At 40.4% G+C, this 14,495-nt stretch carries 17 protein-coding genes; 15 read left to right on the top strand and 2 right to left on the bottom strand.

The features are described 5' to 3' along the window. The first annotated feature begins 10 nt into the window (after nt 1–10). From R2S57_RS25120 to R2S57_RS25050, 15 genes are all read left to right on the top strand, one after another. Nucleotides 11–2,395 carry a heavy metal translocating P-type ATPase gene (locus tag R2S57_RS25120; protein ID WP_316847672.1) on the top strand — a complete coding sequence of 795 codons (2,385 nt, stop codon included), beginning with the start codon at nt 11–13 and terminating at the stop codon, nt 2,393–2,395. Further along, nucleotides 2,392–2,571 (top strand): cbb3-type cytochrome oxidase assembly protein CcoS, encoded by a 180-nt coding sequence (gene ccoS, locus R2S57_RS25115; RefSeq protein ID WP_316847671.1) that lies wholly within the window; start codon nt 2,392–2,394, stop codon nt 2,569–2,571. Before R2S57_RS25120 ends, ccoS begins: the two co-directional genes overlap by 4 nt. A gap of 72 nt (nt 2,572–2,643) precedes the next feature. Next, nucleotides 2,644–4,785 (top strand): cytochrome-c oxidase, cbb3-type subunit I, encoded by a 2,142-nt coding sequence (gene ccoN / locus R2S57_RS25110; protein WP_316847670.1) that lies wholly within the window; start codon nt 2,644–2,646, stop codon nt 4,783–4,785. Between the two features lie 3 nt (nt 4,786–4,788). Next, nucleotides 4,789–4,971: a hypothetical protein gene (locus R2S57_RS25105; RefSeq protein WP_316847669.1), complete on the top strand. Its 183-nt coding sequence runs from the start codon at nt 4,789–4,791 to the stop codon at nt 4,969–4,971. After that, on the top strand, nt 4,958–5,926 hold the full coding sequence (locus R2S57_RS25100; RefSeq protein WP_316847668.1) for a cbb3-type cytochrome c oxidase N-terminal domain-containing protein: 969 nt from the start codon (nt 4,958–4,960) through the stop codon (nt 5,924–5,926). Before R2S57_RS25105 ends, R2S57_RS25100 begins: the two co-directional genes overlap by 14 nt. Continuing rightward, nucleotides 5,910–7,283 carry a cytochrome c oxidase accessory protein CcoG gene (ccoG, locus tag R2S57_RS25095; RefSeq protein WP_316847667.1) on the top strand — a complete coding sequence of 458 codons (1,374 nt, stop codon included), beginning with the start codon at nt 5,910–5,912 and terminating at the stop codon, nt 7,281–7,283. The genes R2S57_RS25100 and ccoG overlap by 17 nt, the downstream gene beginning before the upstream one ends. A gap of 133 nt (nt 7,284–7,416) precedes the next feature. After that, nucleotides 7,417–7,845 (top strand): FixH family protein, encoded by a 429-nt coding sequence (locus R2S57_RS25090; protein WP_316847666.1) that lies wholly within the window; start codon nt 7,417–7,419, stop codon nt 7,843–7,845. Beyond that, the gene (locus tag R2S57_RS25085) at nt 7,842–8,543 is read left to right on the top strand and encodes a sulfite exporter TauE/SafE family protein (protein ID WP_316847665.1); all 702 of its coding nucleotides are present in this window, start codon (nt 7,842–7,844) and stop codon (nt 8,541–8,543) included. The genes R2S57_RS25090 and R2S57_RS25085 overlap by 4 nt, the downstream gene beginning before the upstream one ends. 167 nt (nt 8,544–8,710) lie before the next feature. Continuing rightward, nucleotides 8,711–9,457, top strand: coding sequence for a hypothetical protein (locus R2S57_RS25080; protein WP_316847664.1), 747 nt, complete (start codon nt 8,711–8,713; stop codon nt 9,455–9,457). A 113-nt stretch (nt 9,458–9,570) separates the two neighbouring features. Beyond that, nucleotides 9,571–9,843, top strand: a complete 273-nt coding sequence (locus tag R2S57_RS25075; RefSeq protein ID WP_316847663.1) for a helix-turn-helix domain-containing protein — start codon at nt 9,571–9,573, stop codon at nt 9,841–9,843. Between the two features lie 107 nt (nt 9,844–9,950). Further along, a complete protein-coding gene (locus R2S57_RS25070) occupies nt 9,951–10,139 on the top strand; it encodes a hypothetical protein (protein WP_316847662.1) in 189 nt (62 codons plus the stop codon). Nucleotides 10,140–10,530: 391 nt separating this feature from the next. After that, nucleotides 10,531–11,079 carry a BfmA/BtgA family mobilization protein gene (locus tag R2S57_RS25065; protein ID WP_316847661.1) on the top strand — a complete coding sequence of 183 codons (549 nt, stop codon included), beginning with the start codon at nt 10,531–10,533 and terminating at the stop codon, nt 11,077–11,079. 1 nt (nt 11,080) lies between these two features. Beyond that, a complete protein-coding gene (locus R2S57_RS25060) occupies nt 11,081–12,055 on the top strand; it encodes a DUF5712 family protein (RefSeq protein ID WP_316847660.1) in 975 nt (324 codons plus the stop codon). Nucleotides 12,056–12,321: 266 nt separating this feature from the next. Further along, entirely contained in the window at nt 12,322–12,822 is a 501-nt protein-coding gene (locus tag R2S57_RS25055) for a DUF6922 domain-containing protein (RefSeq protein WP_316847659.1), read from the top strand. Next, nucleotides 12,780–13,484, top strand: a complete 705-nt coding sequence (locus R2S57_RS25050; protein WP_316847658.1) for a nucleotidyl transferase AbiEii/AbiGii toxin family protein — start codon at nt 12,780–12,782, stop codon at nt 13,482–13,484. Before R2S57_RS25055 ends, R2S57_RS25050 begins: the two co-directional genes overlap by 43 nt. Before the next feature lie 230 nt (nt 13,485–13,714). Here the strand turns inward: R2S57_RS25050 and R2S57_RS25045 are convergent, their stop codons facing one another. Together R2S57_RS25045 and R2S57_RS25040 are read right to left on the bottom strand one after the other, a co-directional pair. Further along, complete coding sequence (locus tag R2S57_RS25045; RefSeq protein ID WP_316847657.1) at nt 13,715–14,257, bottom strand: ORF6N domain-containing protein; 543 nt, start codon at nt 14,255–14,257, stop codon at nt 13,715–13,717. Next, a partial coding sequence (locus tag R2S57_RS25040; protein ID WP_316847656.1) for a tyrosine-type recombinase/integrase occupies nt 14,241–14,495 on the bottom strand: 255 nt, incomplete at its 5' end. The genes R2S57_RS25040 and R2S57_RS25045, both read right to left, overlap by 17 nt.

Here is a 14,495-nt window from a genome sequence, read left to right as displayed (position 1 = left end):
AAGGATAACAATGGAGGATCAAAAGGAAACCGCAACCCAGGCAGTCTGCTACCACTGCGGCGAAGATCTGCCCAAGGTAAAATATCAGCTGGACGATAAAGGTTTTTGCTGTGCGGGCTGTATGGCTGTTTTCAAGATCCTTTCAGAAAACAACCTTTGCAATTATTATGTGTACAATAGTACTCCAGGCCAGCGGTTTAAAAATGATGGTCATTTAGAATACCTTGAGGAGCCCAAAATTATTGATCAACTGCTCGATTACAAACACGAAAGTTCGAGTATCATTACCTTTTACATTCCCGCCATCCATTGCAGCTCCTGCATCTGGTTGTTAGAGCACCTATACAAAATCAATCCCGCTATATTTAGCTCAAGGATCGATTTCCTTAAAAAACAAGTGACCATAAGCTTCAATCACGAGGAAATCTCGTTAAGGCAACTGGTAGAAACTTTAAACCAGATCGGTTACGAACCGCTAATCAGCCTGCAGGATGTGGTAAAAGCACACAGCAGTTCTGTAGACAAAGCATTAGTACTGAAAATCGCTGTATCAGGGTTTTTAATGGGCAATGTTATGCTCTTTAGTTTCCCTGAGTACTTTGGTCTTTCAGGTTTCGAGAAACAGTTTCAATCGCTTTTTGGCTGGCTAAATCTTGCTTTTTCCATTCCAGCTGCTTTCTATTGTGGGCACGATTATTTTATCTCCGCAATTACGAGCATCAGGCATAAACACATCAATCTGGATACCCCTTTGGCATTGATTATTGCGGTATTGTTTCTTAGGACTGCTTTTGAAATCATTTTTAGCATTGGACCAGGTTTTGCCGATACCCTAACAGGATTGGTGTTTTTACTCTTGATGGGCAAATGGCTTAAGCAGCGTACCTATCATCACATTTCTTTCGATCGCGATTACCGTTCATATTTTCCAATAGCGGTAACTACACTGAAAAACGGCAAAGAAAAACCTGTTTCTATAAATGAAATCAAAATAGGCGATCGGTTGTGGATCAGGAGTGGAGAGCTGGTTCCGGCAGATGCGATTTTGATGAAGGGCGATGCCTGGATGGACATGAGTTTTGTAACCGGAGAATCAGCGCCTGTACATAAAGTTTTGGGCGAAATTATTTATGCGGGTGGCAGGCAAACCAGTGAAGCCATTGAGCTCGAAGTAATCAAACCTGTTTCTCAGAGTTATTTAACCGGTTTATGGAACAAGGATAATTATAAAAATGATACCGAAAAACAGAATTTTAACGATACTGTGGCCAAATATTTCAGCCTGGGTGTTTTCCTGATCGCATTTGCAGCTACCACTTATTGGTTGCTTCAAAACGATAGCCACAAAGCATGGTCTGCATTCACAGCGGTAATTATCGTGGCCTGTCCATGCGTACTGGCTTTGAGTACGCCATTTACCTTATCAGCAATCTTATCGGTTTTTGATAAGAAAGGTTTTTATGTGAAAAATACCGATGCCGTTGAAGAGCTTGCCAAATCTGATACCCTCATTTTTGATAAAACAGGTACGCTAACCAGCAATGAAAATGCAGAAATTGATTTTAACGGATCTCTAACAGGCGAAGAAAAAATTATAGTGGCATCATTGCTGCGAAACTCTATCCATCCCTTAAGCCGGCATATATTAAAGGCTTTAAACGTTGAAAGTTTTTATTCGCTTAACGATTATAAAGAGTTGTTGGGCAAAGGTTTATACGCACAAATCAATAATCAAACTATCTATGCCGGGCATTTGTCTATGTTGCCCATAACCATTAAATCGGTTGGTGAAACCGGTGTGAATATTGTGATCGACCATACTTATAAAGGTTGTTTTGATATCAAACAGCAATGGCGGCCCGGACTGGTACAGCTCGTTTCGAAACTCTCCAAATTTAAACTGCAGGTTTTATCTGGTGATACCGATAATGACCGGTGGATGCTGGATACCATCTTTACGAAAAATACAACGATCAGGTTTCGCCAGAGCCCGCATCAAAAGCTCGATGCTGTCCTACAACTTCAACATCAGGGAAATAAAGTAATGATGTTAGGCGATGGACTAAACGATGCCGGTGCCCTTAAACAAAGCAATTTTGGAATCGCGATAACCGATAACATCAACAATTTTACACCGGGTTGCGATGCCATTCTGAAAGGCAGTGCCATAAATCTGCTGCCAAACTTTATCCAGTTGGGTAAAGACGGACTGAAGATCATCAAAACAAGCTTTGCTATTGCCATCGCGTATAACTGCATAGGTATTTATTTTGCCGTGCAGGGTACACTTTATCCCTTGGTGGCGGCCGTGCTGATGCCCATCAGCACCGTTACCATTATCTCCTTTACCACGCTGGCTACCAGATGGTTTGCCCGTAAAAATAAACTGATATGAACATCCTTTACTTTTTGGTTGGCTGCAGTGTTGTAATGGCACTCATTTTTCTGGCTGCTTTCTTCTGGGCGTATAAAACCGGTCAGAACGATGATGTACATACGCCAGGAATCCGCATGCTTTTCGATGATGAGGATATTACCGGAAAAAGTGAAGAAGATCACTTTTCCAGCTAACCGCCATCATCCTTTACCTGCCCAGGTCAGAATACCTTTGGTACACAAAACATACAAAATTCAGCTTCTATTATGCAGTTAGAAAAATTTACTTACGATAACAAGATTGTCCGGAACTTTGGAATTGCCACCCTGGTTTGGGGAATTATAGGAATGACGGTTGGCTTGCTCGCAGCAATGCAGTTGTTCAAACCTGCAATGAACATGGGCAGCCAATATACCACCTTTGGGCGGATCAGGCCCTTGCATACCAACGCGGTAATTTTCGCCTTCGTGGGCAATGCCATTTTTATGGGTGTGTATTATTCGCTTCAGCGTTTATTAAAAGCAAGGATGTTTAGCGATTTGCTAAGCAAAATACACTTCTGGGGCTGGCAGCTGATCATTGTATCGGCGGTAATTACGCTTCCTCTTGGTTTTACCACCTCACATGAATATGCGGAACTCGAATGGCCTATTGATATCGCCATCACCATGATATGGGTGGTTTTCGGTGTAAACATGTTCGGTACTATTTTTAAAAGAAGAGAACGCCATTTATATGTGGCCATCTGGTTTTACATAGCCACATTCGTTACCATAGCAGTATTACACATCGTAAACTCCTTCGAATTGCCTATTTCATTTATGAAAAGCTATTATGTGTATGCTGGTGTTCAGGATGCACTGGTACAATGGTGGTACGGGCATAATGCGGTGGCATTTTTTCTAACCACACCTTACCTGGGCATGATGTACTACTTTTTGCCAAAGATGGCCGGACGACCGGTTTACTCCTATAAATTGAGTATTCTGCATTTTTGGTCGCTTATTTTTATCTACATCTGGGCAGGACCTCACCATTTATTGTACACTTCATTGCCAGGCTGGGCACAATCATTGGGTGTTGCCTTTTCAATCATGCTCATCGCACCAAGCTGGGGGGGTATGATCAACGGCTTGTTAACCTTGCGTGGCGCCTGGGATAAAGTAAGAGAGGACGTAACCCTGAAATTTATGGTGGTTGCCCTTACCGCTTACGGTATGGCCACTTTCGAAGGGCCTTTATTATCGTTAAAGCAGATTAACGGTGTAGCCCACTTTACCGATTGGATTGTTGCACACGTACATGTTGGTGCTTTGGGCTGGAACGGATTTTTAACATTTGGTGTATTGTACTGGTTAATCCCCCGTATTTACAAAACACAATTATACTCTAAAAAACTGGCTGGTTTTCACTTCTGGGTAGGTACTTTGGGTATACTATTTTATGCCGTACCCATGTATTGGGCAGGTTTTACCCAGGGATTGATGTGGAAAGAATTTACGCCTGAAGGTTTATTGAAATACCCTAATTTCTTAGCCACCACGCTACAGATTATCCCGATGCACATTTTACGCTCAATTGGTGGGGCGCTTTATTTAACAGGGGTTATTGCCATGACTTATAACCTTGCCAAAACCATGTTAGGTGCTAAACTGGTTGCCAACGAACCGGCCGAGGCCATGCCTTTAGCCAAAATTATTGTAGAAACTTCTCCGGCTGATAAAGCATGGCACAGGGTTTTAGAGCGCAAGCCAATGAAATTTATGGTGTTATCACTCATCATTATCCTTATTGGGGGCATGGTTGAAATGATGCCAACCTTTACCATACAATCTAATGTGCCAACCATTGCCAGTGTAAAACCGTATTCGGCACTCGAACTTCAGGGAAGAGACCTTTACATCAGAGAGGGCTGTGTAAACTGCCACTCGCAAACAGTAAGGCCTTTCCGTTCAGAAACCGAACGTTATGGAGAGTACAGCAAGGCAGGGGAATTTGTATACGATCACCCTTTTTTATGGGGCAGTAAGCGTACCGGGCCTGATCTTCACCGCATAGGTGGAAAATATTCTGATGCCTGGCACTATAACCACTTAATGGATCCTACTTCTATGTCGCCCGGAAGTATTATGCCACCTTATACCTGGCTGATCGAACAGAAACTGGATATCACCATTACGGCGAGTAAAATCAGGGCCATGCAAACATTGGGTGTGCCTTATCCCGAAGGTTATGATAAACGTGCCAATGAAGATTTAAAAATTCAGGCAGAAAAAATCGCCTCAGATCTTAAACAGAATAATATCAGGGTTAAAAGCGACAGGGAAATAGTGGCCATCATTGCTTACCTGCAACGACTGGGTACCGATATTAAAGCCAATAAAGAAAGTATTCCTTCAAATCAATAAAATATGTTCAACCAGATCAAAGATTTAGCCGGTGGCGAAATATACCTCATCACCTCTCTGCTCATGTTTATGGTGTTTTTTGTAATCGTGGGCATTTACCTGCTCAAATTAAGCAAAAAACATATTGAAGTGATGAGCGAAATCCCATTACAAGAAAATCAACCTAATGTTTATGAAGAAGATTAATCTATTGTTATTGTCGCTGCTTTTATCCATTACAGCATTTGCTGCAGATGAAAAAACTGCAGAGGTGGTAACACCATCCCAGCCTGGGTTGGGGCTTAGCCAGTCGGAATTGCTTATCGTATTGCTTTTGCTTTTTGTAACCGTACTGCTTTTTGTCGCATTAACGCTGCTAAATGCATTTAAGGTAATGTATCAGGAGCAGCTAAATCCTACGCCCTGCACCAAACCTGTAAAAGAGCCGGTTTTGGATTACGATGCCTGGTTAAAACAACAGCCGGTTAAACCTTCCATCTGGACAAAACTCTTAAGTTTAAGGCCAATTGAAGAGGAAAAGGATCTGGTTATCGATCACGCTTACGATGGCATTAAAGAGCTGAACAATCCCGTTCCGGCATGGTTTAACTTCCTCTTTTTCGGGACCATGATTTTTGCGGCAGCTTATCTTTTTTATTACCACATTGGTGGCTATGGCGATCTGCAGGATACAGAATACGAAAAAGAGATGGCAAAAGCCCAGGTAGAAAAAGCAGCCTATCTCGAAAAATCGGCCAATACCATTGATGAAAACTCAGTGAAGTTTGATAATACACCCTCCGTGCTGGCAGACGGCAAGACTATTTTTACGACCAACTGCGTAGTATGCCATGGCGATAAGGGCCAAGGGATTATCGGACCAAATTTAACCGATGAATACTGGTTGCATGGCGAAGGCATCAACAATGTATTCAAAACCATTAAATATGGTGTTCCCGAAAAAGGAATGATCAGTTGGGAGAAAAACCTGAACCCCAAACAGATTAGTGCGGTTGCCAATTTTATCCTGTCGTTAAAAGGGACAAATCCTGCAGGTGCTAAGTCGCCTCAGGGTGAAAAATATGAAGCGAAAGATGTAAAAGACAATGAAATGAAAACGCCGAAAGACAGTGTGAGCAAAGCCGATGTTACAAAAAAATAAAACCGGAAGTAAGGGCAGGGATTTTATCTATCCTAAACAGCCATCAGGCAGGTTATATAACTACCGGAAATGGGTAAGTTATGTACTGCTTTTATTTTTGTTCTCCTGTCCGTTTCTAAAACTTAATGGCAAACAGCTGGTACTGCTTAATTTTATAGAAAGAAAATTCGTATTCTTTGGGTTGATATTTACGCCGCAGGATTTTTACCTGTTTGCCCTTGCGATGCTCATTTTTATCATGTTCATCGTATGCTTTACGGTAGTATTGGGCAGGTTGTGGTGCGGATGGGCCTGTCCACAGACGATTTTTATGGAAATGGTTTTCCGCAGAATTGAGTACTGGATTGAAGGAGATGCCACTAAACAAAAGAAATTGGACCAGAGCGGCTGGAACGCAGAGAAAATTTTCAAAAAAACCAGTAAACATTTCATTTTTCTGCTCATTTCTTTTGCCATTGCCAACACCTTTCTGGCCTACATGATCGGCTCGGATGTATTGCTTAAAATTATAACCGAACCTATTAAAGGGCATGTATCGGGTTTTATTTCCATCTGGCTTTTTACCTTTATTTTCTATGGTGTTTTTGCCTATGCACGCGAAGTGGTGTGTACGGTCATTTGTCCCTACGGCAGGCTTCAAGGTGTGTTGTTGGATAACCAGAGTTTGGTTGTGGCCTATGATTTTACAAGGGGCGAACCACGTGGCCGTCTTCAAAAAAGTACTACAACATTAAAAACCGGCGACTGCATCAATTGTGGCCTTTGCGTACAGGTTTGCCCTACGGGTATCGATATCCGCGAAGGAACACAGCTAGAGTGCGTAAACTGTACTGCCTGTATCGATTCGTGTAACGAGGTGATGCTTAAAATAAATAAGCCCAGAAATCTGATCGGTTTTTTTAATCAGGATTTTATTAATGAGCGCAAGCCTTATACAATTAACTTAAAATCCTACGGTTATGCCGCGGTGCTGTTTGTGGTATTGCTGGTTTTTTCTTCTCTGATCTACAAAAGAGAAGATATTCAAACTACAGTTTTGCGGGCTAGCGGTACCTTGTACCAAAGCAAGGGAACAGATAAAACCAGCAATCTTTATAATGCAGAATTAATCAATAAAACCAATAAAGTGGTAAAATTTAAGTTCAGGTCGCAAAATAATGGTGATGAGATTGATTTTATCCAAAAAGCTGATGTTTTACCAAAAGAGGGCGCTGTACACCTTACTTTTTTTCTCATTAGAAAAAATAATACCATTAAGAAGTATAAAACCGATGCTGTTTTCGAAATTATTGCCGATGGTGAGGTTTTAAGTACAGCAAATACAAGTTTTTTCGCACAACCGGAGGGAGTTGAATGATTGAATGAGGGAAGGATAGAGTTAGGGAATAAATGAATCTGCGATTTGCCTTTAAACATTCACTCATTCAAAATTAAAAAAGAGAGATTGGTCATTCATTCATTCAAAATTCATTCATAATTAAAAAATAAATATGAACTGGGGAACAAAAATAGTGCTTGGGATGCTAACATTCATGATGTTTATCGTGTGTATGGTGTTTTACATGTTTCATGTACACGGAAGGGATGCCCTGATCGAAGAAAATTATTACGAAAAAGGAATTAATTACAATGCAGAATACGATGCCAAACAGAACGTGCTTAATGATCATGCGAAGCCCAAAATTACCGTTACCAAAACCCAGATCATCATCCAGATAAAAGACCCTGCAGCATACGAACTGGTTTTATTGCGGCCTGCCAACAGCGATGATGATGTTAAATTAAAAGGAAACACTTCAGGAACTTCCAATCTTATTTTGGTTGATAAAACTAAAATGCCGAGTGGAATGTGGTTTTTAAATCTCAGCTGGCGTTCGTCTGGTAAAAATTATTTATTTAAAAATAATATCACTCTATGATGGACTTTTTACCACTTGCATTTTTGATGGGGCTATTCGGTAGCCTCCACTGTGCGGTAATGTGCGGACCAATCATGTTGGGCATGCCATTTAGAAAACAGGATTTCTTGCAAAGCGCATTTCCGCTTTTGCTCTACCAATTTGGCAGAATTGCGGTATATACTGTTTTGGGTTTATTAGTAGGGACCTTAGGAAGCAGTATCCGCACATTTAGCGATCAAAAAACGCTGAGTATCTTTATTGGTTTAATACTGGTTTTATTTACAGCACTACAGTTTAATACTGCTTATAGAAATAGGTTTTCCAGGTTTCAGTCATGGCTACTTAATCCTATAAGCAGGTTGATGGGAAAAGTATTCAATTTGCCCTTTTGGGGATTATTTGCCGGGATGCTGAATGGCATTATTCCCTGCGGAATGGTTTACCTGGCCCTCGCAACTGCTTTGAATAGTGGAAGCATACAATCTGGCGGAATGTTTATGTTTCTGTTCGGACTGGGTACCACGCCGCTGATGCTCATGATTTCGCTAGGTGGGATCTTCCTCAAAAAATACATCCGATTTAATACCAATAAACTTATCCCATGGTTTATGTTTTTTATGGGCGCTTTGCTCATCTTGCGCGCTGCAGATTTAGGGATTCCCTTTATATCGCCAAGAAATACGAGTGCTTATGGACATATTTTAGATTGTCGGTAAAAATATCTATGATATGCTTTGTTTAGATTAGCCTTGTGTAGTTTGTTTTAGTTTTGAAGCATAAGGATCGTGATTGTCCAAATAGAATTGAGAAAATAAGAAGGCATGTAATTTTTTCATCTTAAATTTATCTAAACTCTTTGAGATTCACTTGATTAATTACGCCTATGAAAGCTGATTTTTTTAAAGCACGTAAACGCTTTGACTTCTTTCCACACCCTTATGACATCGGCAATCTTTTCGGTCCTTGGAAACGAAATGCGGATAGTCACTTTGTGTTAAAACTCTATAAATTAGATGCGCGAGAGTACCAGGATTATTACGCGCATCACCTTAACCATACGCTAAAAAATAAAATCAGCCCAGAAGAAGAGTTTTTCAAACAGTTGTGGGAACTCATAGAAACCAGAATCAAACACTTTCGGAATAAGAATCCCCATGGAAGTGACCACGAGCAAAATTTAATTAGAATTGAGAAACTAAAACAATTTCAAAAGTTTCTAATGGGAGTCGATAGATGGAATGCTAGGCCGGCGCTGTTAGTTATCGAAGAAAAAGATAAAATTATACAGCAATATATCAATGAGATTGAGAAATTAAAGCAGCAGATAATTCAGTTGACTCAATACGAAGTGAAGCAAAAAATCAGCATTGAAGATGAGCATTTGCCAACTTTTATCGACCTAATGCAGCAGATGCGCAATCTGAGACTGCCATCTGATAGACTACTACTCAGGTGCGACCACAAGATAACCTACGCAAAAATGATTTCGAAATATTTTAGCCACGGCGAAAAGGATATTCCGGTAGAAACTGTCCGAAACTATTTCGTTGAAAAAGATGGTGACATCCCAACAAAGGGAACCTCTATTTATCCAGACCAACAGCTATTTGAGATAATAGGGAAAAAATAGAGGAAATCGCCTCGTATACATATTTTGGACATGACCAGAGCAGTCCGCTGGTCATCGTATTGCCTTTTTGACTTCAGATCTTTGCCTAAGATAAATTAAAATGGAGGCAATTTATGCAGTTAGAAATCTTAACAGAGGCAGATCTTCAAAAGTTTAAAACAGAACTTTTCGATGAACTAAAAAAAATGAATGTAGGTAGTTCAGCTATTTTCGATCAACGAAAATGGTTGCGTAGTGCCGAGGTCCGGCAGCTACTAAATATCTCTGCAGGTACACTCCAGAACCTGCGCGTCAATGGGACGCTGCCGTTCAAGAAGGTTGGAAGTATTTTCTATTATGCTTACGCCGACATCTCAAAACTGATGGGACAAGGGGGAGAGATATGATCGATACTTCGAAGATTCAACGCGATTTTCTAAAATTATCGGGAACCAGAAGAAATATTCTACCAAGCCACATCAGTCTTTTTGCAGCTTTAATAATCTGCTGTGAAATGCAAGGTCAGAAAGTACCTTTTAGGGTGACCCGTAAGGATCTGATGAGGCTGTCTGCAATCCGTTCCTTCAATACTTATCACAAATGTTTAAGGCAACTGGTCGAGGAGGGCTGGATTGATTACAGGCCAAGCTACAATACGGTTATTGCAAGCCAGGTGAGTTTTAATCCATCTCCGCCGATATAGTTAACAATTTAATTAAAATAGCCGTACAGCCATCATGACAATTGGATCGGATATTTTTCCTTTTGTGTTCCCGATTTTATTTTTCTGTGAGGCAATGGAAAGGTTATACGCTATGCAGAAAGGTCCTTTTTCATTTCCAGAAAAAGGAGCGAGCGGAGGTTGGGCAAAGCCCTACCTTTCTCGCCCCAAGCTATCGCTATTGGGGTTTGAAGCACCCTCCAGGGGTGCTTTGATCTCAATAAGAAGCAATAGGTTAGGAAATCGGCACCCTATCAGGGGTGCAATATACCTCGATATATAGAGATCTGGTAATCAGGTTAGCTATACATATAGCTGCTTATATATTGAGATATATCCCATTAATTAATATTCTTTTAAAAACAAAAAATGGATGAAGAATGAAGTATTAAGATCGATTAAATATTCAGAGGCAGAAGGTATTAAGTTAGATAAGATAGCCCTAAAGCTGGGGAGATCAAAGCGGCTGGTTTTCCTTCAGATGACAGAGTATTTCTACAGAACGAAAAAAGATCCGCTGGACATCAATGATGACCTGCTAAAAACCACCATGGTCCGTAACCACAAAGACTACATCGGATTTATCAAAACCCAGGAAAATGATCTGCTTATTCCGACCAAGCGGGAGGTTGCACAGTTGTCTGAAGCACAAAAAAGGTTGATCACAGGCTTTAACGGACTTTTAAAACAAAACGAAATGGTGCCTGTGTTGATGGAAAAACAGACCCATTTTTTATATCAGCTTGAAAAAGACTATAAATTGATTTTTGCAAAGCTACAGGATAAGCAAAGCTTCAAGCAGCTCTTTCTGAATATCCTTGATGGATTCGCTATTGCCAGGGACAATCTTCCTGCCATTGGATCAAAGAAAGATAAGTTGCAGTTGCTGGCTGCTACAAGGAACCAGATAATGTTATTGTAATATGTATATCAATATAACTGACAGCAAAACCGCTGACAACAAGAGGAGTAGTGGGCAATTGGTGAACTATCTCGAAAAGGAAAATAGGTTAAATCCTGCTCAGGAACCCGAAAAATGGTTCAACCATTTAGGTCAGTCCTATGAGCCGTATGAGGTTCGGACCACCATTGATGGCAATATTGCGAAACTCGGAAAAGATGATGCTAAATTTTTCCTGATCAATATCAGTCCCAGCCAAAAGGAGCTCAAACACTTGAATGAAATTTATGGTGAGCAACAAATCCCCCTGAGGTTGAAAGAATATGCAGTCAAGATTATGGATGGATATGCCAGAAACTTTAATAGAGCAGGAGTTATCAGCAGCCGGGATCTGGTCTGGTTCGCAAAGGTTGAAAATCATAGATATTACACCCACCATGACAGGGAGGTGAAGGATGGACTGAAAAAGCGTGGAGAATTGAAGCAGGGAGACCAGCGGCATATTCAGGTCATTGTAAGTAGAAAAGATCTTACCAATAAGATCAAGTTAAGTCCGATGAATAGCTCCCGGGGCAAGAATATCGAACATTCAAAAAAAATGGGACAGTTTGACCGCCTGGCTTTCAAGCAGTGTGGGGAAACTCTTTTCGACAGGCAGTTCAGTTTTGACCGTGGACTAAGAGATACCTTAGCCTATTCTCACATCAAGAGTAACGGCACACTAGAGCAAAGAAAGCAGCTGGATACTTTAGATGAGGGAATTAAACTTGGTCAATCACAAAAAGGGATCATTTTAGAACTCGCACAGGATATCTCCAAGGGGCTGTTTCGAACAAGTTCAGATATGCTTGTAAAAATAGGCTCAACAGTTGGAAGTTTTTTGGACATCATGCTTGAACCTACTTATGGGCCAGCAATATCATTAGCGCCGGATGAACCAAGACGAAAGAAAAAGAAAGGACAGAAGCAGACCCAATCACATCAAAGGGGGCTGTAAAGTTTAAATTATCGAAATAAATTATATGAAAATGCAAAAAGAACAGACTATCCAAATTAACGTAGACGAGAGGGGCCTGCGTGAAAAATTTAGGGCGCAGGAATCACGAGCTCCCCCTGTGAAAACACTCGGATTTTGAAAATATTACCGATTTGGATGAAGTAATTCATCTAATAAATCAATTTAAGTAACTCAATTTATTTATCACCAATTGACAAATATTTTAAAATATTAGGCATTTGTTGGTGTTTTAGTTAAATTTGTATATGTTAAAACATATCAATAAAAGAGTAGTAGTTGTACACTGGAAAAGATTTGCAGGAACGGATATTGACGTGTTCTCAAGTCTTAAGGGGTTTTGTGACAGCTATCCTATCTATAACTATCACACGTTGACCAATTATCTATCCAAAAAAAAAGTTCCGTTTGAAAACGATGAAATCAAAATTGAGCGCCAACCGCTAATACACAAGGTTCGCAGACCCGACCTACCCAGGGTATTGTTCTGGGATTTTGATTTTGATAAAATAGATTGGGGCAGGAGCTACAGGACTATAATGGAAAGGGTTTTTGATAAGGGAGCTTCCAAGGATTGGGATGAAATGATCAGATTTTACGGAAGGGAAAATGTAATATCTGCGCTTAGGAATGAAATTACTTATCTTTCTGACATGACCATGGATGCCGTTTGCAAATATTTTCAGTTTGGTAAAGAAGAACTCAAATGTTATACAAAGAAACAGTTAAAGAAGGGACACTGGATTTGATCAAAAAGCTGATGAGCGATCAGCGACTTAATTCCTTTTACCTCGTAGGTGGAACGGCATTATCCCTAAGGATTGGTCACAGGCAATCGATCGATATTGATCTATTCAATTCTTCTGATTTTGATGGCGACAATCTTGCCGCTCATTTAAGAAATAATTACGATGCAGATGTAAAGCGTCACAAAAGTAACTATACAAGTGGTAGCATCGGTGAAGTAGATTTTGACTTCATATCGCACAAATACCCATCTATAAAACCAATTGAAACCATTGATGGGATAAGGATGATGTCGAATGAGGATATTTCTGCTATGAAGATCAATGCGATTGTCAATAGTGGACAACGGATCAAAGATTTTATTGATATACATTACCTATTGAAGGAAATGTCACTTGATAAGATCCTAAATTATTATAGCCAGAAGTATCCCAATGTTGATCACAAAACAGCAAAATCTTCGCTTTTGTATCATCAGGATATCGACTTTAATGTCCCGGTAATGTTGACCGATGGAAAGTTAAAATGGCAGGAGGTTAAACAGGGTATACTGAAAGCTGTTGAAGACCATGGCCGGTTGCTGGAGAGCAGAGAACTTTTTAGTAAATTAAGGGAAGCAAAAAATAAAAAGGAAAATGACCGTGGCCGTGGAATGGGTCGCTAATGAGAAATCCCATCGCGCATTGCGGCCTGCGGAACCCCAGCGCTCGAATCCCTAGCTGTTCCCGCTTCTCGCATATACGCAATAATTTTCAGGGTGTCGTATTGTAAATGAAATCCCCCGACCTTAAGACCCCGTAATTTTAGGATTTTATTTGTCAAAACTGAATATTTTGTTTTTACTTAAGAATTCAAGGTGCCGTTATAGCACCTTGAATTCTTAGAAGAAATGACTTATAGGTCATCCGATTTAAATCCAATACGCTTTCTCGGAGGATTGGGTTTTCCTTTGTTGTCCAGCAACTCGTCGAGGTAGCGAAACACGATTTCCATGTTTTTATCCTTATTGTCAATCTTTTTCTTGATTTTTTCCACTTCTATGCGAAACTCCATGTTGTCAGAAAGCAATTGGCGCATTCTGGTGAAAATTCGCATGATCTGGATGTTTACATTAATGGCCAGATCACTGGAAAGGATACCTGAAAGCATTGCGACACCTGCTTCCGTAAAAACATTTGGTGCCTGGCGCCTTCCTCCCCAGCTTGCTGTTCCATTTTGGAAGAGCAAGTTCTTGAATTCATCTTCATTCAGCCTGAACATAAAATTCTCCGAGAACCTTTTTATGTTCCTGGCTACTGCCTTATTCAAATTTCCTGTAGTTACCATGTAGAGTTCTGCGAGGTCTTCATCCAGCATCACCTTCTGACCCTTGATGATATAGATCTGATTGATGATCAGTTCATCAGCTATATTGATCTTATTATAACTGTCTTTCATGGCCATGTAATTTGGTCCGAACAATCTTTTGGTTGAAGTTGATCGGCTCATATTCGGTCTCTGCTTTCAACTTGGCCATATCGGCGCCCACTTTGATGTCTAAGATCTTGGCATAGTGCTGTGTAGTTCGGATATTGGTATGACCGAGCATCTTTGATACGGTTTCTATGGGTACTCCCTTTAACATTGTAACGGTTGTTGCGAAAGTATGTCTGGCGTTATCCAAACGTTTGGATAA

It is taken from the genome of Pedobacter psychrodurus, from assembly GCF_032678585.1.
GTDB lineage: Bacteria > Bacteroidota > Bacteroidia > Sphingobacteriales > Sphingobacteriaceae > Pedobacter > Pedobacter psychrodurus_A.
The sequence above is the reverse complement of the archived record's forward strand: the minus strand, read 5'-3'. Positions and strand labels throughout refer to the sequence as shown.

What these genes read in the sequence shown, in the direction of transcription:
- R2S57_RS25070 (WP_316847662.1), top strand. Translation starts at nt 9,951, where the DNA reads ATGCAAGGTCAGAAAGTACCTTTTAGGGTGACCCGTAAGGATCTGATG.
- R2S57_RS25055 (WP_316847659.1), top strand. Translation starts at nt 12,322, where the DNA reads ATGTTAAAACATATCAATAAAAGAGTAGTAGTTGTACACTGGAAAAGA.
- R2S57_RS25120 (WP_316847672.1), top strand. Translation starts at nt 11, where the DNA reads ATGGAGGATCAAAAGGAAACCGCAACCCAGGCAGTCTGCTACCACTGC.
- R2S57_RS25100 (WP_316847668.1), top strand. Translation starts at nt 4,958, where the DNA reads ATGAAGAAGATTAATCTATTGTTATTGTCGCTGCTTTTATCCATTACA.
- ccoS (WP_316847671.1), top strand. Translation starts at nt 2,392, where the DNA reads ATGAACATCCTTTACTTTTTGGTTGGCTGCAGTGTTGTAATGGCACTC.
- R2S57_RS25045 (WP_316847657.1), bottom strand. Translation starts at nt 14,257, where the DNA reads ATGAAAGACAGTTATAATAAGATCAATATAGCTGATGAACTGATCATC.
- ccoN (WP_316847670.1), top strand. Translation starts at nt 2,644, where the DNA reads ATGCAGTTAGAAAAATTTACTTACGATAACAAGATTGTCCGGAACTTT.
- R2S57_RS25085 (WP_316847665.1), top strand. Translation starts at nt 7,842, where the DNA reads ATGATGGACTTTTTACCACTTGCATTTTTGATGGGGCTATTCGGTAGC.
- R2S57_RS25080 (WP_316847664.1), top strand. Translation starts at nt 8,711, where the DNA reads ATGAAAGCTGATTTTTTTAAAGCACGTAAACGCTTTGACTTCTTTCCA.
- R2S57_RS25050 (WP_316847658.1), top strand. Translation starts at nt 12,780, where the DNA reads ATGTTATACAAAGAAACAGTTAAAGAAGGGACACTGGATTTGATCAAA.
- R2S57_RS25060 (WP_316847660.1), top strand. Translation starts at nt 11,081, where the DNA reads ATGTATATCAATATAACTGACAGCAAAACCGCTGACAACAAGAGGAGT.
- R2S57_RS25075 (WP_316847663.1), top strand. Translation starts at nt 9,571, where the DNA reads ATGCAGTTAGAAATCTTAACAGAGGCAGATCTTCAAAAGTTTAAAACA.
- ccoG (WP_316847667.1), top strand. Translation starts at nt 5,910, where the DNA reads ATGTTACAAAAAAATAAAACCGGAAGTAAGGGCAGGGATTTTATCTAT.
- R2S57_RS25105 (WP_316847669.1), top strand. Translation starts at nt 4,789, where the DNA reads ATGTTCAACCAGATCAAAGATTTAGCCGGTGGCGAAATATACCTCATC.
- R2S57_RS25090 (WP_316847666.1), top strand. Translation starts at nt 7,417, where the DNA reads ATGAACTGGGGAACAAAAATAGTGCTTGGGATGCTAACATTCATGATG.
- R2S57_RS25065 (WP_316847661.1), top strand. Translation starts at nt 10,531, where the DNA reads ATGAAGAATGAAGTATTAAGATCGATTAAATATTCAGAGGCAGAAGGT.